This window comes from Cognaticolwellia mytili (assembly GCF_002104475.1).
Taxonomy (GTDB): Bacteria; Pseudomonadota; Gammaproteobacteria; order Enterobacterales; family Alteromonadaceae; genus Cognaticolwellia; species Cognaticolwellia mytili.
Map to the genome: position 1 here is coordinate 163,928 of NZ_NBOF01000005.1, position 19,407 is coordinate 183,334.

The following is a 19,407-nucleotide window of genomic DNA, read 5'->3' on the forward strand; positions in this document are numbered from 1 at the left end:
CTCTATGATTAACTACATTTCAATATTATTTAGACGGTAAGCGTTTTCTTGCGTCTGCGAGTAAAATTTCATAAAGCTGCTTGGCAGCAATACCCGTACTCGCTTCTTTTGGCGCGACAAGATGCACCGGAATTTGAAAGCGAGAGCCGCCCTGAATTTCCAACGCCGTTACCTTATTATCCAGCTTTTCTAACATATGTTCGGGTACCCGACAAAAGCCTAAACCAGATAAAACCGCGGTAATGGCATGATCAAAACTATCAACAGTAATTCGACGCTGAGCCTTCAACCAACCAGCATTTTCTTCTTCATTCGAGTTATCAGCCCCCAAATCACGAACCACAATTTGCGTTTCAACTAATAGGTCATCATTACAAACCTTTGGCTTAGACGCGAGTGTGTGAGTTCGCGCCACAATAGGCACCATATTTACAATGCCAAACGCCTCTGCTAAATGATTTGCTACCGGAATATTAACAAGCGCAATATCGGCACTTTTCTCAATTACTGCATTTTTAGTACTCGTTAAAGAGGTCTCACGAATTTGAATTGATGTCGCACTATTAACTGATAAAAACTGCTGAAGTGGCTGATATAACCAACTTCGGCAACACAAATGATCAATCGTTATAATAATTTCTGCTTCTACACCTTGTGACAATTGCTTGCTTATCACTTCAAGCTCTCTTGCTTGTTCTATCATCGGCTTCGCTCGACGTAACAGAGTTTGAGCATGTTCAGTAAGTACCGATTTTCGGCCTGCAATATAAAGTAGGTTTACGCCCATTTGCGCTTCTAACTTTCTTACCGCATACATTAGCGTGGTATGGCTTTTATTGAGTCGTAACGCTGCCGCTTGAATGCTACCAGCATTATCTATTTCAATTAATGTTAGCCATTGGTCGATTGTTGACTTTAATCTCATGGTCTATTTTTTCTACATATAAGCAGTAAATTATGAACTTTATTGTACATTTTTTACGAGTAAAATGGTGTTTATTAAAACGACGTTACTCAACATAGACAAATAGAGGCAATACCATGAAAAAATTACTACAACTACATTTCGCATTTAACGGCCCATTTGGTGATGAAATGGCAAGCACTTTAAAAGATCTTGCCGAGTCTATTAATCAAGAACCAGGCTTTATTTGGAAAATTTGGACAGAAAGTGAAAAAGATAAAGAAGGCGGCGGTATCTATTTATTTGAAAGTGAAGAAACAGCTTTGGCATATTTAGCCATGCACGCTGCTCGCCTTAAAAGCTTCGGGGTTAATGAAGTTATCAGTAAAATTTTTGATGTAAATGAAAATTTAACCAGCATCAACCACGGCGCATTTAAATAACCTTTTTACTGGTTTATCTACAAAATTAAACAGGATCAGCACATGAGCATCAAAATATTTTTGACCATACATAGCACAATTTATTTTATCTTTGCTTTTGCTTTATTTTTTATTCCCACGCTACTGTGGCCATTATATGGCTTAGAAATTAACGACAAATATGCACTTTTTTTGTCACAACACAACAGTATATTTCTTGTGGGAATAGGCATTGTAGCCTTTATGTTTCGCGAAATTGAAGCAAAAAGTCAGGCGATTAAAAAGTTACTACTAAGTTTGGCATTAACTAACAGCATAGGTTTTGCTATTACTGCATACGCCTGCTTTATTGGTACGTTTTCTAGCTTGGGTTGGTCAGACCCTGTTTTCTTTGCTCTACTTACGCTGGCATGTGTTTGGCAATTACGAAGTAATGCTTAATAGGGATTCAATCTCCATCTCAACATGCTTTTCCAAGCTTTAGACTAAGTGAGTCATTAGTGCTCAATGACTTACTTTTTCATATAACTCATTAACCAAGGTAAGCATTTTTGAGCTGCTTGCAGGTCTTGGCTGACGTAAGCTGAGGTAATTGCGCCTTCTTTAAGTAAGCAAATCATATCTAACAACTGTTCATCAATAGTTTGCATATGACTTGCTATTAACTGTCGCACTTGCCCCTTATGAAATCGGCAATAAGTGATAACTTCTTCACTTTGCCCAGCACATTCAGCCGCGGCATTAATAAAAAAACAACCATTAAAACTTGTTAGTTCAGGCACTTCATTATTGAACCAGCGTGTTAAAGCGTTAAACAAATATCTGACTAGTTCTTCATTTGTTGTCGAATTAGCTAAGCTTTGCTTCAGCCAGTGCAAAAAGACATTATGCCTGTATTCCAAAGTCGCAATAATTAACGCGTCTTTGCTAACAAAATGATTGTATAAAGTTTTTTTTGCGACACCAGAGGCTTTTAAAACTTCATTAATACCAACAGAATTTATGCCGTTTTTATAAAATAAATCCAAGGCAGTCATCGTCAGTAAATGCTTTTTCTCGTTCATATCATTCCTTATATTTGCACAACAACCTTGACACAAGGAGACCGATTTGTCTACCATATAAAGGTAGACAAAGTTGTCTCCATAAATTATTAAATAGCGAGGAAGTGATGAAAAACCTATATTCAGCAATATTTGCAGGTTTGAGTAGTGCATTAGCAATCGGTATATTGACCTTTCTCGATAGCAACCAAAGTGACTACCTTTTGATAATGGCCCCCTTTGGCGCAACTGCAGTATTAGTTTTTGGCGTGCCAACTAGCCCGTTAGCACAACCAAAAAATGTTATTTTTGGTCACTTAATTACAGCGATAGTTGGCTTAACGTTCATTTCATTTGTTGGCGTAACACCACTAACATTAGCATTGGCAACGGGCTTAGGAGTTAGCGCAATGTTGCTGAGTAAAACCACGCATCCACCTGCGGGGGCAAATCCGTTACTCATTATGATGACAGGGCAAAGTTGGAGTTTTTTGATCACACCAGTGCTCATTGGCGCTGTTACCATAGTATTGTGCGGAATATTGATGACTCATGTGCGTAGCCGATTGCTCACTGAGTCTTAGACTGTTGGTTTTTTATCTTTGATAACGTTAAACAATAGATCTCGGCGTAGCATTAAAGTGACGTTTAAATTCACGACTAAATTGAGATGGACTACTATAACCCACTAAGGCAGCAGCTTCTGTTGCCTGCTTACCATCAGTGACAATTAAATCTTTAGCTTTATTTAAACGTATTTTCTTTAAATATTGCAAAGGTGTTTCACTGGTAACTTGCCTAAATGCGCGATGGAACCCCGAGACACTCATATGTGCCTGCTCAGCTAAACTCTCTACCGAGATTAGTTCAGCATATTTGTTATGCAAGGTATCAAGAACTCGCGCTATTCTTGCGTAATGGCCATCATGATGGGCTAAATCAAACAAGATATGACCATTTTCTCCAATCAACGTACGATAAACAATTTCTTCGACAATGGCAGGGCCTAAAATGGCGGCTTCACTATCATTGTGTAAAACCTTAAGTAATCGAGTTACCGTATAATTGAAGTCTTCACATAAGGTATTAGCTTTAACACCAAAATCGAGAATACTTTTATCCTTTTGATTGACATGGTTCACAGCCTTACTTTGTGCTTCAATTTGACCAACAATTTTATGTAAAGTATGGGAGTCAACATCAATGGCTAGGCCTAAAATTGGCAAACCATTTTCAGCAAACGCCTCACATTCTAATGGCATAGGTACGCCAAGTACCAAGTAGTCACCGGGGCCATATTGCACACAATTGTCGGCAATATGAATATGTTTGCGTCCTTGCCCTATAACAATAATGCCCGACTGATAAAGCAAAGGTTGTTTATCACTACTATTGCTAGCACGATAAAATTTTACGCCGGGGATCACCGTACGATAGGCGCCATTGAGCTCATTCAATGATTTAAAATCTGAAAAAGACTGCATTAATGACGCTAACGTTGGCATAGTTTATCCGAGGAGAAAATTTAAGTCTTTGTTGATTTTACACAAATAGGCAATGAATATCGATAAATATGGCTATTTCATTAATTAAAAATACATTAATATGCAACACATCAAAAGTAAGCGTGCTTTTTCATTAGATAAAATATAAAGGTGTTTCATGGAATTTTCATACGTTAATCCAACTCATATTCATTTTGGTAAAGGCAAAATTGCCAGTGTTAGTAGCGCTATTCCAAGTACCAGCAAAGTACTGGTTATATATGGTGGCGGTTCAATTAAAAAAAATGGTGTTTACCAGCAAGTGCAAGATGCATTAGCAAATCACACTTGGTTAGAATTTTCAGGCGTTGAAGCTAACCCAACCATGGAAACTTTAGATAAAGCCGTCGCTATCGCAAAAGCTGAAAAAATTGACTATATACTTGCTGTTGGTGGTGGTTCAGTGATTGATGGCGCTAAATATGTTGCCGCTGCTGCATGTTATGACGGTGCTGGCTGGGATATTTTATTAGGCAAACATACCGTTACAGAAGCGATAGCTATTGGCGCAGTACTTACCTTGCCTGCAACAGGTTCAGAATCGAATGCAGCATCAGTTATCACCCGTGCTGAAACCCAAGATAAACTGCCATTCTTCGCTCCTGCAGTACAGCCGAAGTTTGCCGTGCTTGATGCCGATGCCATGAAAACCTTGCCAGAGCGCCAATTAATTAATGGTCTTGTTGATGCTTGGGTACATATTTGTGAGCAATACTTAACAATGCCGACAGGTGCAATGGTACAAGACGGTTACGCAGAAGCATTATTAAAGAACTTATTAGTATTAGCGGAACAATACGACCAACGCGAAACATTAAATTGGCGTGAAAACCTAATGTGGACTGCCAACCAAGCACTCAATGGTTTAATCGGTACAGGCGTACCACAAGATTGGGCTACCCATATGATTGGCCATGAATTAACAGCAATTTACGGTGTTGACCATGCCCGCTCACTTGCCATTGTACAACCGTCATTATTACGCAACCAATTAGTGGTTAAAAAAGCTAAGTTAGAACAGTTAGGTAGCAATGTTTTTTCCTTACCTGCTGGCGACGATTTAGCTGAGCGTACTATTGCTGCGATAGAAGCGTTTTACCACAGCTTAAATGTTGCAACACAATTGACAGAGCATGGTGAAGACAAGGCTGCAGCTATTGATAAAATCATCGGACAATTAACCGCTCACAACATGGTAAAACTAGGTGAAAACCAAGCGATTACCTTAACGCAAAGTCGTGAAATTTTAGAGTTAGCAATTAAATAACTCATCTAAAGTACAACCCTAAAGCAAAGTGAGTATAATTTTCAATACTCACTTTTTCCTTTCATCGCAATTATTGTCACTAATCGTTAAATAAAAAATCAGTTTCAACAGCTTTATATTGAACAGATAAAAAACCTAAACATACAATAAGTTAAAAGCATTAAGGTTAGGTTTCCTAAGCTAAACTTTATTTCCTATAATGAACATCAGACCACTTTAGTGTAATTTTATTGTTCTAGCTCAAGTTTTACATCCGGTAATTGTGAATAATGCTTTAACAAATTATTTAACTAAATCGTATTACTCACGTTTTAATCGCTACGAATTTACTTAACACCAAATATAGAGTGACAGTAAATATAGCGTCAAAAATCGAAAATTGAGCTAAAAAACGATCAACAAGTACTAGACATAGGAAACTTATGGAACTATTAAAAGGTATCACTCTTCTACTGGCGGCTTTGATGGCTTTCTCGTTATTCAGTCGTTATGCCCCTCACGGCAGCAAAGCGATGGGGGGCTTGGCATCAGCTGCAGTAGCAAGCTTTTTAGTAGAAGCTGTCCATGCTTATATTTCTGGTGATTTTTTTGGTATTGCAATGCTAAAAGAAACCGGTTTAGCTGCTGGTTCTATGGGAGGTCCCGCTGCCGCTGCACTTGTTGCTCTCGCATTAGGGGTTAACCCAGTATTCGCTTTGGTAGCGGCAATAGCCACAAAGGGTACAGGGATTCTTGCAGGCTTCATTGCTGGCTACATTTGCGCGTTCATAGCAAATAGAATTGAAAAGCACTTACCAGAAGGTATCGATATTATTGTCGGCGCATTAGTACTAGCTCCAATTGCCTATATGCTAGCACATGCTTCCGGCCCGTTTGTCGATAGCATAATGGCCATAATAGGTTCTGCGATTACTGAGGCAACATCAGCATCACCTTATGTGATGGGTTTTTTACTTGGTGGTCTAATTAAAATGATATGCACCTCACCACTAAGCTCAATGGCATTAACGGCGATTCTTGGCTTAACTGGTTTGCCAATGGGCATTGCGGCATTGGCATGTGTTGGTGGCTCTTTCACCAATGGTATTTTAATGAAACGTTTAAAACTGGGTGATAATAATAAAGTTGTTGCCATTATGCTTGAGCCACTAACTCAAGCTGACATCGTCACTCGAAATGCCTTTAAAATATATTCATGTAACTTCTTCGGTGGTGCCTTTGCCGGCTTAGCTGCCGTTTATTTTAATATTATAAACAACGCTCCTGGCACAGCTGCTCCAATTCCTGGCTTATTAGCACCCTTCGCCTTTAACGATGCAAGTACGGTGTTAATGGCAATATTTTTTGCAGCAATCGGTGGCATTGTTGCCGGCTATGTTGGTACTAGCATCCATCTAAAATTAGATCAAAAACGTACTAATAAAACGAACAATTTACAAACTGCTTCAGCTTAATTAGTCAGCTATTCATACTGACACGCCGCATATCCCAACTATGCGGCGTTTTTTACTTAACTTGACTCTTGAATGATAATTTCTCAACATTTAAGTGAAATCAAAGCATTAAATAACACCAAAAAAATTATTTTTCGATAATAAACTTAAAAGTTTATTAATAAAATCATCCGCAAAAATTTCTTATAAATTACGAAAATTTATTACTCATGTTTGGCTTCTATCCACACGTAACCAATACGTTAAATAATCTAACTAAAGTTTAGTGATGAGTAAATACAAGCGTGTATGGATTTCCAATACTCGCTTATATTTTGTTAGCTAATAAGTTATTCTTCTTAAGGCTGACTTGCTAGCTGGCTTCTCACCTCGTTTAGTGCTGCAACAGCAAAGCCTTGATCATAGAAGTACACTACCTTACCTTGCTTATTTAGCAATACTACCCGAGCATTCGATGCATTTTCGTTACCTGTAAAAGCTTGTACTTTATCGCCGTCGCTATATACGGTAATAACGCCTTTCCATAAAGGCTTCGGTATGCCAGCTCGCATACCATTATCAATCACCGTGCTAAACATTTGCGGGAACAAGCCTTGTATAGTCGGTATTTCATATGCACTCACTTTTGTTTCCGTCATATCTAATGCAATTAACCAACGGTCAATATCAAACTGTGAATTTTGTTTGTAGCCAATTAATAGTAAGGTCATTTCATCTTTAAAATCAGTTGGAATAGCGACCGTATTTTTTTCTAGTGATTGACCCGTCACTACCGGAAAGGCCAAACCAGTAATATCTTTATTTGGGTATACCGTGCTGCAGCCGGAGATAAACAGTAAGCCAATAATAAGTGTAAATGCTTTCATCAATATTATTCTCTATAAAGTACTTAAACGTTAAGAACCACTACGTAGTTATCGCGTAATAAGTTCACTTAAAATGAAAATTAACTCAGGTGCAATGTATGAGAATAAGCAAGATAAAAAAACTAAAGATGAACACTTTCAAAAGCATCCAGCTTTAGCTGATAGTTTTAAATATTCCACCTCACAAATTAAAGATGACTTCGATTAACTCGCAACCAATACGTTAAATACATCAGTCCAGCACCCACAGCAACAGCAATAACACTCACTTTTGACATCAATACTTTCATTGGCATTAAATGCATAGCACTTTCGTGAGTAAAATTATCTCGAAGCGTATTATCATTGATACCAAAATAATCCGTTAGTGCTTGTATGAAGAATGACGAATTGAAATTAAAGTAATGCACAATAAAAGCTTCTACCAAAACAAGCATAATAATGGGTAACAAGGCCCATAAAAATGGTGCTTTGTTAGCAAACATCGACATGAGCATTAACCAAGCAAATAGTGGAAATAGCCATAAAACAAAAGGAAAGAGACTTAACCAAATTAGCAAAATATTACTAAAAATATCGAAACTACCCCAGATATGCCATAACGATATATCGTAACCACTAGAAAGCACAAGGCAAAAAACAGCGGCTAATAATATGGCAATGAGTAGCGTCACCGTAGCAGCGAGCATAAATATTCCAGGAATAACAAAAGCACCAGTGAATAATTTAGTTCCTATTGTCGCCGCGTCAGATATCGGCATTGAACGCCAAAAGTAGATTGACATATCGCGTCTTTCATCAAATAAACACACTAGAAAGTAATAAAGCTGAATAATCACAGCAACGACCATGAACGGTATAAATAACCCCTGAATAGCCGCAAATGAAAACTGTGCTAACCCTTCATCTAAGGATCTGTGCTGTAATTGCGTTAGAAAATTAAGCAACCCATTCCATTGATAGTCCTCTATTATCATCAATTGCAATAACGGTGCTGCCACCATCATGGTCAGAATAATGATTGGTACCCAAAGCAATAGTTTATTGAATTCCCATAATTCTTTTTTAACACTCATGGTTAATAGTGAGATATTCATTACACCGTCTCCTTGGTCATCATACCAATAAATATATCAGCTAAACTCGGTGAACTAATGCTACCAAAAGGTTGTAGATCTTCAGTGCTTAGATGGTCAAATAACATTGTCGTTAAGCCCATTAAACTGTTGGTATGTATTGGTTTTAACTCTTTAGCTTGCGTTAGGTGCTCGTTAGTTAACGCGAGTAATTTAAAGCGCTCACGCATATCTTCAACACTTTCATTTAAGACTAATTCACCATTTTGAATAAACGCTACGTCAGTTAATATATGTTCAATTTCTTCAATTTGATGGGTAGTGACAATAATGCACTTTTCTTCAGAATAAAAATCTTCAAGTAAGTGATTATAAAATTGATGACGAGTAAGAATATCTAAGCCCAAGGTCGGCTCATCTAACACTAATACTTTCGCGTCAATGGCTAATATCAAGGCTAAGTGCAATTGCGTTACCATGCCCTTTGATAAGGTTTTCACTTTTGCAGCATGTTCGATATTAGTTTTTGCTAAAAAGAGCTCTGCCTTCTCGCGATTAAAGTTAGGATGAATATCTGCCATATAGGCCAGCGCTTGCTCAACTTTAAGCCATTTAGGCAATACTGCGACATCAGAGATATAAGCAACTTCATTAAGCATTTCAGCACGCTGTGTACGTGGGTTATAACCCAGCACATCAATATCACCACTAAAATTAGATAAACCTAACAGTGACTGTAAGCAGGTAGATTTACCCGCACCATTTGGCCCAACCAATCCTAATATTTGCCCTGCTTTAACGGTTAAATTAACATCGGAAACAACTTTTTTACTGCCATAGCTTTTAGTTAAGCCATTAATAGAGATTAATGTTGTCATTATTTAGTCTCCAATGTTGATGGTAATAAATCTTCAGCTGAAAGCTTCAAACGATTAATTTGTTGAAGAATTTTTGGCCATTGAGAAGAGAGAAAGCTTTCTCGTTCACGGTTTAGAATAATATCTTGCACACCATGCTTTACAAACAAGCCTTTACCACGTTGTTTTTCTACAATGTTTTCATCCTGTAGCATTTGATACGCCTTAGAAATAGTTATTGGATTCAATTTGTATTCCGCTGCAACTTTTCTCACAGAAGGTAGCGGCTCGCCTTCAGTGATATAACCATCTAAAATTCGTGTGACCACTTGCTGGTACAACTGAATGTAGATCGGTGTGTCTGGATCCCATGGTGTCGGCATTATTATTTCCTTGATTACTTTTATCCACTATAGTGTTATACATCACCAACACACCTTGTGCAAATATTTGAATATTGTTAAATGTAAATGAACGTTTCAGGATTAATATCAAGCAGTTAAATTTACTGACTGCTACTTTAAGACTAAATAAAAAAAACGCCGTTATCGATAAGCATCAATAACAGCGTTGTTTTTATTGCCTAATTAGCTGGTTATTGTTTAACCGCAACTTCCGGTGTAGCTGATAAGTTGCGATAAAAATTCATCACCTGCTGGCCTTGAGTATTTTTTTCAATAGTGAAATAACTCAAGCTGTTATCATAGTAAAAGCCATTATTCGACATAGGATAAACTTGCCATTTATGGCCGTCTCCGCGCATGGAAAAAACATTATCTCCTTCGATAAATATCTTTCTTATGTCACCTGAGTCCAGTTTGTAATCTCCCATCATTGTACTGAGATGTTTTTTACTTAAGGTAACTGTTTCAAATTTAGGTAGAGGAATTTCAAGGGCCACAGCCGCTAACATTCGCGCTATTTCGCTAGGATTGCCTGAATCGTAATTATTCAGTACCGCTACATAAAGATCTTCAGAAGGAATATATAAAGCATTAGTGGCAAAACCATGGATACCACCGCCATGTCCTATGCCATCGTATTTATTAAACTTAAACATACCTAAACCAAAACCATAATTTGACACACTGCCGTCATTTAATTTAACCGCTGAGGTCATCGACTTATAGCTCTTTTTAGAAATAAGTTTGCCATTACGTAATGCGCTGAACCATATATTTAAATCATCAACCGTTGATAATAATGAACCTGCAGCATGTGGCCACATCATATCAATGTAACCAGCATTAACGTAACCATTCTCACCTTGAGAATAACCGCTAGCGCGATTAGGAATAACTTGTAAGCCACCGAAACGACTGTTTTTCATTGCTAGTTTGGCAAAAATATTTTGCTCAATAAACTCTGCATAAGTTTTACCACTAGCCACTTCAATAATTTTACCCAGTAGCACATAACCTGTATTCGAGTAACGATTCGCTTCCCCTACTTTTAGTGCCATTGGATGTTCAGCAAAGCGCTTGATCATAGCGTCTAATGTGGTGGGTGTTTTTAACTCCTTTTCCATGATTTTTTCATCTTGCGTATAATTTGCAATACCAGAAGTATGAGTTAATAAGTGTTTAATGGTGACCGTATTACCTTCGGTTGGAAAGTCAGGAACATATTTATGTAAGTTGTCTGATAAAGACAATTTTCCTTGCTCAACTAGCATCATAATAGCGGCGCCAGTAAACTGTTTTGTGATTGAGCCTAAGCGAAATACCGTGTCGGCTTGAATCGGTACTTGTAATTCAATGTTCGCTAAACCCCGTGCCTGTTTATAAAGCGTTTCACCATTTTTAGTGACAATAACCGCAACGCCAGGGCCAGTGGTATCAATATATTTTTCTAAAACCGTGTCGTATTCTTTTAGCTCTACCGCATTTACTTGCAGTAATGGTGTCGTTAGCATGAGTGCTGCTAAAGCAACTTTTTTTATTGTAATATTTTTCATAACTATCCTTATTTTAAAGCTTTTCCTATCTTATCCTATTTATTTATAACTGCCACTTACAGCTTATTTTTAAGTGTAACGAGCTTTTTCTGTATAATTTTGGCAACAAAAAAGCCTCACAATAGAAGCTTTATAACCAAGCAAAGTTGATAATAAGTATGCAGCCTAGTCATTTGACACGCTAAGATATAATTGTATTAAAGAGATACTTTTAACTTTTGTTTCGGTTGCAATAAAGAATTGTTCGACAATTTATTCCAACGCACTAAATCTTGCACTTTCACTTTATATTTTCTACTAATATCCCACAGATTATCACCACTTTTAACCACATGGTAACGCCTTTTCGTGCCATATCGCGTAAACTCACTTAAATCGAGCACATGACTTGTCAGTGGCAGCACTAAAACTTGACCAACACGGATACTGTGTGAAGATAACTGATTCAACTGTTTGATTGCTGATACTTGAACCCCATGTTGGACTGAAATTTCGCTTAAAGTATCCCCTGATTTAACCTTATATTCATGTCGCCGTAGCCATTCTGTACGCTTGGTCGATGCCAATTTATTTTGCAACTTTGTGGCACTAGCGACAGGCACCAATAATTTATACCTATCATCCGGAGGGGTCACTCCGCGATTCAGGCCAGGATTAAGGCGAACTAATTCTTTTGCCTCAATATTTGTCCATTCAGCAGCTAGTGTGATGTCTAATTGGCTTTCCAACGAAATAGCAGTAACCGCAGGGGAGTTTTTAATCGGAGTGAAAACATAATTGAATTCATCTGCTCGTTGCAATATATCAATAATGGCCAAAAGCTTAGGTACGTAAGCGGTGGTTTCTCGTGGTAAATCTAGCGACCAAAAGTCGTAAGGCTTGTTTCCGCGTTTATTTTTAGCAATGGCACGGCCAACTCGCCCTTCGCCAGAATTAAACGCTGCCACGGCATTTAGCCAGTCTTGACCCAATGTACGGTGAAAAAATTGAAAATAATCTAAAGCAGCATTGGTTGACGCAACCACATCACGTCTGCCGTCGTACCACCAATTGCGCGTTAACTTGAAACGTTTAGCGGCAACAGGCATAAACTGCCATAAGCCCGCAGCACTTTGATTAGAAACACCATAAGGTAAATAGGCGCTTTCGACTATTGGTAATAAAGCTAACTCTATTGGCATATTACGGCGTTCTATTTCTTCAACAATATAATAAAGAAACGGTTCAGCACGCTCAGATATAGTCATCATAAAATTAGGGTGACGCAAATAGTACTTACGCCACTTAGCAACTTCTTTGTTATCCGGCACAGTTAGACTTAATTGGCTGCGAATACGCTGCCATATATTATCATGCACTATTGGCGTTGAAATAAGCGGTTCTGGCGATAACATTAATGCTTGAGCGATAGCATTCGGTGCCGCTAAATGGCCGTTAGTGGCAAGGTCATCATCATTAATTTTAGGAGTGTTTTGACAAGCAGTAATAGAAAAGAGTACAAGTAGCAGTATAGATTTTTTCTGAGAAAATAATGTCAACATATAGGAAAATATTGCTCAATAGATTGATGTTCGTACTGCACTGTGCGGCATTGGCCGCACATAAGTCAATTAAATATTGCCGAATAAACAACAAGTATATTCGCCAATAAAACGAATATTAGTCAGATTGCTCGTCCTCATGCTGTTTAACTTCCCGTAATCGATCACGATATTTATCACGAGCAAGCGCCTGCATATCAGTTACAGCATCACTTTCGTCAACAATCTCACGACCAAGCAAAGTTTCAATTGCGTCTTCTAAAGTCACCACCCCAGAAGTTTGCCCGTATTCATCTTCAACCAAAACCATATGTACATGGTTTTTAATAAACATATCCAATAGTTGCTGCACAGGCAGTTTTTCGGATACTCGCTTTAATGGAATAATGAAGTTACTGATGGCTTCGTGACCATGACCATTGCGTTCGGCTTCATACAAATCACCTTTAATCACTTTACCTGTAATATCATCTACCGTTTTTCCATAAACCGGCATACGAGTAAATTGCGAAGTTTGTTCATGATTTAATGCTTCAGTGACTGTAGCATCTTGGTGTAGCATATGTACGACAGTCCGAGGTGTAAATACTTGCCCCGTGCGTAATTCTCGCAGTTTTAATATATTCGATAAATATTCATTTTCTTGTGAAAATAAGCTGCCATCTTTATGACTTAATGACGCTAAAGCAATAATTTCTTCACGGGTAATTTCATTTTCTTTACCGGTTTTAAACAAACGTGTTAAGCGCGTTGAAATCCACACTAACGGATAAACTATTCTCACTAACCATGTAATAACATGGGCTGAAGGTGCTGCTAAGCCACGCCAGAATGTCGCGCCTAAGGTTTTTGGAATGATTTCTGAAAAATACAATATTGCTAACGTCAGTAATACAGCGATTAAGGTTTCCCATTGCTCGCCAAACACTTGGATTGCTTGCGAGCCTACACCTGCTGCCCCCATAGTATGGGCAAAGGTATTCAAAATTAAAATACTAGAAAGAGACTCATCTAAACGGCTTTTAACTTTCGCTAATACCGCACCAGCTTTAGGTTTTTTTGCTTTCGTTTGTTCAACAAAGCTTGGAGTAACCGATAATAAAACCGCCTCTAACACTGAGCACAAAAACGACACGCCAATAGCAATGCCTAAATATATAAAAAGTAATGTCACGTAATAATTCCAAATAAACCATAATGTATTTAAACTATGGAGATAGCATATCATAACCTTACGGATAAATTTCTGCTGCACTTAAGCATAGATAACTTTTATGAGTAGCATTTATTCATATTAAAAATAGCAACTGGCATGGTTAATATTGGTTCGATTCTATTAGCAATAGATAAAGCCATCTTGATCCTTCAGGCTCGTTCGTCATAATTAACTGATATTTTTTAGGAGAGAGTAACCGCTGAGATCGCTAGCCACGAGAAAATTAACGTTTATTGAATTTATCTAAACACTTTAATTACTTTTTATTGTTTGCTCAATCATATGAGTAAAAACCTACTGAGTTAGTAGGTTTTTAGCGATTATCGACTAACAGTGACCAAACTAAAGAAATAAATATATATAGGCACGCAGGATTAAATTTAACATATTAACCCTTCTTTCTATAGCGCAATCCTATTAAGCCCAACCCCAAAATGGCAAGTGTAGAAGGCTCTGGAACAGTGCTAGTTACACCTTTAACCATAAATACTCCATAATCCACATGCCCTATTGTTTCATACCCTGTAATATCATAAGCCCATTCAGGTCCGAAAATTGAATATGGAACGCCGTCAATAGTGCGCACACCCGCAGCTCTATATTTAAGATCTTCATCAAAATAAAAAGCTAATGAATATCTTGAACCAGAATAATTATTACCTGCGTATCCAAATGTGGTGATGAAGTTGGAGGCTTCAGCAAGAGTGTTTGATGAAAAATTAGTGCTAGTATACACACCATTGGCACCATAATTAAGATTCGAAAAAGTGCCACTGAATAGACTTTCAACCTCTGTGTTTGTAGCAACCCTCCAACCGGGAAAAGCATTTCCAACGTCAGCATATAACATACCAGATGTAAGCGCAGTATCTAACCAGGTTAAGCCAGTATTCTCATCGTATACGGCTAGGTTATCGTTTGCAGTGAGATAATCAGCTTGAATAAGTCCAGCCATTGTTACATTCGCAGTAGCTAAAATTGAACCAGCTAAAAGAGCCTCCCATAACTTAAATTTCATGTATGTTCCTTTTGTATTTACCTGTAAGATGTGAATAGAGATAACTAATATGTATATATCCCCCACAGCCAAGCAAATAACACACCAACCACCCAATCCATTGTTTTTAAAGCATTAACGACTAATTAATTATTTATTATATAAGTTTTTAAAAATGACAACTCTTTGACGTCATTGAACTTTATTAATGCGTTTACCAATAGAACAGAGAACTTTAGTGCATCCCGAAAAACACCTTCATCTATGATAGTATTTTTTCTTTTCTTGAAGATAAAAAGTTCTACCTTGCTTTCATATATACTTAAAACAATAGATATGCAAACCGCAACAGCTAGTGCGGTATACACGCTGAACAAAAGGGCATATTATAAATATCTTGCCCGCAAGCGACCGATTTTTAAAACAGGTTCAGTTGGTCTGAGTTAATTTCTTTACGATCTAATTCAAGTAGCTGGTCTTAAGCATATTTTCTGATCACTTCTTCCGTTGCATTTCCAATCGTTTCAACAAAGTAACTTTGAGTCCACAATTTACCACCCCAGAAGTATGTCTTTCTAACTTCAGGATAAATCCTGAAAAACTCACGAGATGTAATACTTTTAATTATCTGCATTACATCACTTGGTGATTGTTTAGGTATTCCCTTGATGACCATATGAATATGGTCTTCTGGAATTTCCAATTCGACAAGATCAATATCGTAATCATATCCAACTTTCAGGATTATCGCCTTCATCGTTGCACGATAAAGCTCATTAAAGATTTTATGACGATATTTCGGTACCCAAACAAAGTAATACATTAATCGACAAACGTGATGTGTACTTCTTTGGGTTTCCATGGACAGAATAGCATTTACTGGGGTTCCTCCAGTATACACTATCCAGCACCGGGGCTTGCCCCCGATATTTACGCTTCGCTAGTTAACAATCTAAGAAAATGAACATCCTAATAGAGCCTTTCAATGTTGAAGTGATTAATGTTAAGTGACAGATCTGTCAGCATTTAGCGTCGAAACCAAGTCAGCAATCTTTTAAAGTGCAGGTAATGCAGTTTTACTATCCAATAAACACACAATCGTCATAAAAAGCTACTTTTACGTGAGGTTATGCACAAAAAGCCTCCCATTTTTGAGAGGTTTCTTAATCATATGCGATACAGAAATTTAGCTTATTTTCGTCATTTCGTTCAATGTGAATTCTTCAACGGCACCTTCAGTGGCTTTCATATAGTCTTGCAAGTGTTGGTTAGCCATATGCATTTGCCATAATTCACGTGACTGCCAGTTTTCATAGAACATAAAATGCGCTGGGTTTTCATTGTCTTGATGTAAGTCGTAGTTAATACAACCAGTTTCTGCTCGCGTTACTTCAATCAGTTTTAATAACTCAGATTTTACTAGCGCAACTTTATCAGCATTAGCTTTGATATTGGCAACAATGGTTAATTTAGCCATGATAATTTCTCAATTTTAAGTTATTTCATTCATTAATAATATTGCTTTCGATAGCCTTTAAGACTGATTAAAAACCTTGTAGTACTAGCTTACCAATTGACTTACCTGCTTCTAACTCTTGATGCGCGGCTCTTAAATTTTCAGCGTTAATCGCACCTAAATTTTTACCAATAGTCGTTTGCACATAACCTTGGTCAATTAGCTCAGCAACACGATTTAACAAGTGACTTTGTTCTTGCATATCGGCCGCATTAAACATTGAACGAGCAAACATAAACTCGATATGAAACGATAAACTTTTAGACTTAAGCTTCATTACATCTAGCGGTATTTTCGGATCGTCAATCATGGCAATTTTGCCAAATGGCACTAATAATTCCGTATAAGTTTCAAAATAAGACTCTGTGCTATTTAAACTTGCAACATGAGTAACTTGGCCCATACCTTCATTAGTAATTAAGGCATCAATTTGTGGTTGTAATGGTAGATTGTGGTTCACTACATAGTCTGCGCCTAATTTTTTCACCCATTGCGTTGAGCTTTCACGCGAGGCTGTTGCAATAATAGTAGCGCCAGTGACCGCTTTAGCTATTTGCAGCAATATTGAACCAACACCACCAGCAGCGCCAACAACGAGAATAACTTCATTTGACTTTTCAATACTATTTGGTGATTGTTGCTTAATACCTAAATGTTCAAATAATAATTCCCAAGCGGTAATTGCGGTTAATGGCAAGGCAGCGGCTTCAGCATCAGATAAGCTTTTTGGTTTTTTACCAACAATACGTTCATCGACCAATTGATATTCAGCATTACTACCTTGGCGGGTTATATCACCAGCATAATAAACGATATCACCGGGTACAAAGTGACTAGTATTTTCACCTACGCTAACCACTTCACCCACAGCGTCCCAACCTAGCACTTTAAATTCACCTTCAGCGGGTGCAGCATTTAAACGCACTTTATAATCGGCTGGATTAACGGCGATTGCTTTTACTTTCACTAATAAATCACGACCGGTAGCAATCGGTTGAGGTAGTTCAATATCCATTAAAGATTGTGGGTTGGTAACTGGTAACGATTGTGTATATCCAATGGCTTTCATCATGCTTCTCACTTAATTATTTACTGGTTAACTTGCTTTTGATCTTAACTTGAAAGGAATGATAGCGCTTGATTTACCACCAATAAACAGCATAATAATTGAAATATTATCAAAAAATAATTGAAAGTATGCAGTTAGAAGATCTTCAAGTAGTACTAAAGGTGGCAGAGTTTCGCAGTATCACTGCAGCTGCCGCCAGCTTAGATATGCAAACAGCAACCGCCAGTGCTGCAGTTAAGCGCGTTGAACGCAGTGTAGGTATTGAGCTTTTTACTCGTACAACTCGCAGCTTGAAAGTCAGTAGCGCAGGAGAGCGCTATCTTCCTCACTGTCAACAAGCACTCGATATGCTTGAACAAGCCAAACAAAATGTTAAAGATGATTTAGCTATTGTTGACGGTGAATTACGTCTTGGAATTTCTTCTGATTTAGGGCGAAATGTTGTCGTGCCCTGGCTTGATGAATTTATGCAAACTCACCCTGCCATTAGCTTGAAAGTAAATTTAAGTGATAGCAACATAGATTTCTATCGTGATTCAGTCGATATTGCCCTCCGCTATGGCTCTCCTACTGATTCAAGCATGTTTGGCTTTAAAGTATGTAACGTGCCACGTTTATTGTGTGCCACACAAGGTTACTTAGACCAACATGGCACACCGAAAAACCCCCATGATTTAACGGCACACAACGGCCTTTTTTATCAACTTCACGACATTATTCACGATGTTTGGGATTTTACCCATCAAGAAAAAAAGTTTAAAATTAAAATGAGTGGTAATCGCGCCGGCAATGACGGTGATTTAGTCAGACGTTGGTGTGTTGCAGGGAAAGGCTTAGCGACTAAATCATCATTAGATGTTGCAGCAGACTTGCTAGCAGGTAAGTTAGTTAGTGTTTTACCTGACTACCAACCCACTTATACCGAACTATGGATTATTTGCCCAAGTCGACAGTCAATTACACCCGCAGTAAGGTTACTGCGAGATGAGTTTCGAAATAAGTGCCATGCGTTATTACAACAACTTGTTAATGCCGGAATTTTATCAGCACAGGCAATCAAAAGTTAACAAGGCTTACAATAAGTAGACTTTTCCTGAAAATCAATTAAATTGCCATGTTCATCCAACGACAACTCACAGCAATTGTTATATAAACCAAATAATAACTTACGGCTTTTTTGCACACGAGATTTTAAAGTCGAGTATTTAATGCCGTGTTGTTGCGCATATTCTTTTTGTGAAACACCATTAATTTCTATAGCCGTCAGTAACTCAGACTCGAATTTAGGTAAGGCATTAATAAACGGCACGGCACATGAAGCAAGTTGCTGTAAAATGCTTTCATCCTGCTCTGAATACCATAACACTTCATTTTCAAGTTGATGATGTTTACTGCGCTTACGATAAAAATCAATAATTGTGTTATTCGCTATTTGAAATAACCATGACTTCACTTTTTTGATGTCATTAACATGATTTAAATTCTGATAACTTTTTAACAAAATATCTTGTAGTAAGTCATCCACATCATCAGGATTCGCGACATTTTTATGCAAAAATCTCTTTAAACTTGCTTGATATTCACGCCAAACTGACTCTACATTCACCGCTCTAAACTCCTAAACGAGTATCAGCATAAAGATAAACACCCGTTTCAATATTACTGGAAATAACTGACT

The 19,407-nt window shown here is 37.7% G+C and carries 22 protein-coding genes; 7 read left to right on the plus strand and 15 right to left on the minus strand.

All coding sequences use genetic code 11. From position 1 onward, the window contains the following. Positions 1-25: 25 nt before the first annotated feature. Positions 26-925 (minus strand): LysR family transcriptional regulator, encoded by a 900-nt coding sequence (locus B7C41_RS16425; RefSeq protein ID WP_085300043.1) that lies wholly within the window; start codon positions 923-925, stop codon positions 26-28. A 116-nt stretch (positions 926-1,041) separates the two neighbouring features. Between B7C41_RS16425 and B7C41_RS16430 the strand changes: the two genes are divergently transcribed. Together B7C41_RS16430 and B7C41_RS16435 are read left to right on the plus strand one after the other, a co-directional pair. Further along, complete coding sequence (locus tag B7C41_RS16430; RefSeq protein WP_085300044.1) at positions 1,042-1,347, plus strand: monooxygenase; 306 nt, start codon at positions 1,042-1,044, stop codon at positions 1,345-1,347. A 42-nt stretch (positions 1,348-1,389) separates the two neighbouring features. Further along, entirely contained in the window at positions 1,390-1,767 is a 378-nt protein-coding gene (locus tag B7C41_RS16435) for a hypothetical protein (protein ID WP_085300045.1), read from the plus strand. Positions 1,768-1,838: 71 nt separating this feature from the next. Here the strand turns inward: B7C41_RS16435 and B7C41_RS16440 are convergent, their stop codons facing one another. Next, positions 1,839-2,390, minus strand: a complete 552-nt coding sequence (locus B7C41_RS16440) for a TetR/AcrR family transcriptional regulator (RefSeq protein ID WP_085300046.1) — start codon at positions 2,388-2,390, stop codon at positions 1,839-1,841. Between the two features lie 107 nt (positions 2,391-2,497). On the opposite strand from B7C41_RS16440, the gene B7C41_RS16445 reads away from it, so the two are divergent. Beyond that, the gene (locus B7C41_RS16445; RefSeq protein ID WP_085300047.1) at positions 2,498-2,953 is read left to right on the plus strand and encodes an HPP family protein; all 456 of its coding nucleotides are present in this window, start codon (positions 2,498-2,500) and stop codon (positions 2,951-2,953) included. 27 nt (positions 2,954-2,980) lie between these two features. Here the strand turns inward: B7C41_RS16445 and B7C41_RS16450 are convergent, their stop codons facing one another. Next, positions 2,981-3,874, minus strand: a complete 894-nt coding sequence (locus B7C41_RS16450) for an AraC family transcriptional regulator (RefSeq protein WP_085300048.1) — start codon at positions 3,872-3,874, stop codon at positions 2,981-2,983. A 157-nt stretch (positions 3,875-4,031) separates the two neighbouring features. Between B7C41_RS16450 and B7C41_RS16455 the strand changes: the two genes are divergently transcribed. Together B7C41_RS16455 and B7C41_RS16460 are read left to right on the plus strand one after the other, a co-directional pair. Then, the gene (locus B7C41_RS16455; protein WP_085300049.1) at positions 4,032-5,180 is read left to right on the plus strand and encodes an iron-containing alcohol dehydrogenase; all 1,149 of its coding nucleotides are present in this window, start codon (positions 4,032-4,034) and stop codon (positions 5,178-5,180) included. A gap of 422 nt (positions 5,181-5,602) precedes the next feature. Then, entirely contained in the window at positions 5,603-6,634 is a 1,032-nt protein-coding gene (locus B7C41_RS16460) for a PTS sugar transporter subunit IIC (protein ID WP_085300050.1), read from the plus strand. Positions 6,635-6,972: 338 nt separating this feature from the next. Here the strand turns inward: B7C41_RS16460 and B7C41_RS16465 are convergent, their stop codons facing one another. Next, positions 6,973-7,503 carry a hypothetical protein gene (locus B7C41_RS16465; protein ID WP_085300051.1) on the minus strand — a complete coding sequence of 177 codons (531 nt, stop codon included), beginning with the start codon at positions 7,501-7,503 and terminating at the stop codon, positions 6,973-6,975. Between the two features lie 70 nt (positions 7,504-7,573). On the opposite strand from B7C41_RS16465, the gene B7C41_RS20535 reads away from it, so the two are divergent. Beyond that, positions 7,574-7,708 (plus strand): hypothetical protein, encoded by a 135-nt coding sequence (locus tag B7C41_RS20535; RefSeq protein WP_268875407.1) that lies wholly within the window; start codon positions 7,574-7,576, stop codon positions 7,706-7,708. Here B7C41_RS20535 and B7C41_RS16470 read toward each other — a convergent pair. From B7C41_RS16470 to B7C41_RS16520, 10 genes are all read right to left on the minus strand, one after another. Continuing rightward, complete coding sequence (locus B7C41_RS16470; protein WP_085300052.1) at positions 7,689-8,597, minus strand: hypothetical protein; 909 nt, start codon at positions 8,595-8,597, stop codon at positions 7,689-7,691. The genes B7C41_RS20535 and B7C41_RS16470 overlap by 20 nt on opposite strands. Then, a complete protein-coding gene (locus tag B7C41_RS16475) occupies positions 8,597-9,454 on the minus strand; it encodes an ABC transporter ATP-binding protein (protein WP_085300053.1) in 858 nt (285 codons plus the stop codon). Before B7C41_RS16475 ends, B7C41_RS16470 begins: the two co-directional genes overlap by 1 nt. Further along, positions 9,454-9,816, minus strand: coding sequence for a GntR family transcriptional regulator (locus B7C41_RS16480; protein ID WP_085300054.1), 363 nt, complete (start codon positions 9,814-9,816; stop codon positions 9,454-9,456). Before B7C41_RS16480 ends, B7C41_RS16475 begins: the two co-directional genes overlap by 1 nt. A 212-nt stretch (positions 9,817-10,028) precedes the next feature. After that, the gene (locus B7C41_RS16485; RefSeq protein ID WP_085300055.1) at positions 10,029-11,390 is read right to left on the minus strand and encodes a serine hydrolase domain-containing protein; all 1,362 of its coding nucleotides are present in this window, start codon (positions 11,388-11,390) and stop codon (positions 10,029-10,031) included. A gap of 197 nt (positions 11,391-11,587) precedes the next feature. Next, entirely contained in the window at positions 11,588-12,931 is a 1,344-nt protein-coding gene (locus tag B7C41_RS16490) for a LysM peptidoglycan-binding domain-containing protein (RefSeq protein ID WP_085300056.1), read from the minus strand. Between the two features lie 118 nt (positions 12,932-13,049). After that, positions 13,050-14,105, minus strand: coding sequence for a CNNM domain-containing protein (locus B7C41_RS16495; RefSeq protein WP_085300057.1), 1,056 nt, complete (start codon positions 14,103-14,105; stop codon positions 13,050-13,052). Positions 14,106-14,535: 430 nt separating this feature from the next. Continuing rightward, on the minus strand, positions 14,536-15,165 hold the full coding sequence (locus tag B7C41_RS16500; RefSeq protein ID WP_085300058.1) for a PEP-CTERM sorting domain-containing protein: 630 nt from the start codon (positions 15,163-15,165) through the stop codon (positions 14,536-14,538). 457 nt (positions 15,166-15,622) lie between these two features. Next, positions 15,623-16,006, minus strand: coding sequence for an IS200/IS605 family transposase (gene tnpA, locus B7C41_RS16510; protein ID WP_143764436.1), 384 nt, complete (start codon positions 16,004-16,006; stop codon positions 15,623-15,625). Positions 16,007-16,330: 324 nt separating this feature from the next. Next, complete coding sequence (locus B7C41_RS16515; protein ID WP_085300061.1) at positions 16,331-16,621, minus strand: putative quinol monooxygenase; 291 nt, start codon at positions 16,619-16,621, stop codon at positions 16,331-16,333. A 67-nt stretch (positions 16,622-16,688) separates the two neighbouring features. Continuing rightward, the gene (locus B7C41_RS16520) at positions 16,689-17,729 is read right to left on the minus strand and encodes a zinc-binding alcohol dehydrogenase family protein (RefSeq protein ID WP_085300293.1); all 1,041 of its coding nucleotides are present in this window, start codon (positions 17,727-17,729) and stop codon (positions 16,689-16,691) included. 128 nt (positions 17,730-17,857) lie between these two features. Between B7C41_RS16520 and B7C41_RS16525 the strand changes: the two genes are divergently transcribed. Further along, the gene (locus B7C41_RS16525; protein ID WP_085300294.1) at positions 17,858-18,796 is read left to right on the plus strand and encodes a LysR family transcriptional regulator; all 939 of its coding nucleotides are present in this window, start codon (positions 17,858-17,860) and stop codon (positions 18,794-18,796) included. Here the strand turns inward: B7C41_RS16525 and sigZ are convergent. Then, positions 18,793-19,335, minus strand: coding sequence for an RNA polymerase sigma factor SigZ (gene sigZ / locus B7C41_RS16530; RefSeq protein WP_085300062.1), 543 nt, complete (start codon positions 19,333-19,335; stop codon positions 18,793-18,795). The two genes, B7C41_RS16525 and sigZ, sit on opposite strands and share 4 nt — an antisense overlap. Positions 19,336-19,407: the final 72 nt, after the last annotated feature.

What these genes read in the sequence shown, in the direction of transcription:
- B7C41_RS16425 (WP_085300043.1), bottom strand. Translation starts at nt 925, where the DNA reads ATGAGATTAAAGTCAACAATCGACCAATGGCTAACATTAATTGAAATA.
- B7C41_RS16430 (WP_085300044.1), top strand. Translation starts at nt 1,042, where the DNA reads ATGAAAAAATTACTACAACTACATTTCGCATTTAACGGCCCATTTGGT.
- B7C41_RS16435 (WP_085300045.1), top strand. Translation starts at nt 1,390, where the DNA reads ATGAGCATCAAAATATTTTTGACCATACATAGCACAATTTATTTTATC.
- B7C41_RS16440 (WP_085300046.1), bottom strand. Translation starts at nt 2,390, where the DNA reads ATGAACGAGAAAAAGCATTTACTGACGATGACTGCCTTGGATTTATTT.
- B7C41_RS16445 (WP_085300047.1), top strand. Translation starts at nt 2,498, where the DNA reads ATGAAAAACCTATATTCAGCAATATTTGCAGGTTTGAGTAGTGCATTA.
- B7C41_RS16450 (WP_085300048.1), bottom strand. Translation starts at nt 3,874, where the DNA reads ATGCCAACGTTAGCGTCATTAATGCAGTCTTTTTCAGATTTTAAATCA.
- B7C41_RS16455 (WP_085300049.1), top strand. Translation starts at nt 4,032, where the DNA reads ATGGAATTTTCATACGTTAATCCAACTCATATTCATTTTGGTAAAGGC.
- B7C41_RS16460 (WP_085300050.1), top strand. Translation starts at nt 5,603, where the DNA reads ATGGAACTATTAAAAGGTATCACTCTTCTACTGGCGGCTTTGATGGCT.
- B7C41_RS20535 (WP_268875407.1), top strand. Translation starts at nt 7,574, where the DNA reads ATGAAAATTAACTCAGGTGCAATGTATGAGAATAAGCAAGATAAAAAA.
- B7C41_RS16470 (WP_085300052.1), bottom strand. Translation starts at nt 8,597, where the DNA reads ATGAATATCTCACTATTAACCATGAGTGTTAAAAAAGAATTATGGGAA.
- B7C41_RS16475 (WP_085300053.1), bottom strand. Translation starts at nt 9,454, where the DNA reads ATGACAACATTAATCTCTATTAATGGCTTAACTAAAAGCTATGGCAGT.
- B7C41_RS16480 (WP_085300054.1), bottom strand. Translation starts at nt 9,816, where the DNA reads ATGCCGACACCATGGGATCCAGACACACCGATCTACATTCAGTTGTAC.
- B7C41_RS16485 (WP_085300055.1), bottom strand. Translation starts at nt 11,390, where the DNA reads ATGAAAAATATTACAATAAAAAAAGTTGCTTTAGCAGCACTCATGCTA.
- B7C41_RS16490 (WP_085300056.1), bottom strand. Translation starts at nt 12,931, where the DNA reads ATGTTGACATTATTTTCTCAGAAAAAATCTATACTGCTACTTGTACTC.
- B7C41_RS16500 (WP_085300058.1), bottom strand. Translation starts at nt 15,165, where the DNA reads ATGAAATTTAAGTTATGGGAGGCTCTTTTAGCTGGTTCAATTTTAGCT.
- tnpA (WP_143764436.1), bottom strand. Translation starts at nt 16,006, where the DNA reads ATGGAAACCCAAAGAAGTACACATCACGTTTGTCGATTAATGTATTAC.
- B7C41_RS16515 (WP_085300061.1), bottom strand. Translation starts at nt 16,621, where the DNA reads ATGGCTAAATTAACCATTGTTGCCAATATCAAAGCTAATGCTGATAAA.
- B7C41_RS16520 (WP_085300293.1), bottom strand. Translation starts at nt 17,729, where the DNA reads ATGAAAGCCATTGGATATACACAATCGTTACCAGTTACCAACCCACAA.
- B7C41_RS16525 (WP_085300294.1), top strand. Translation starts at nt 17,858, where the DNA reads ATGCAGTTAGAAGATCTTCAAGTAGTACTAAAGGTGGCAGAGTTTCGC.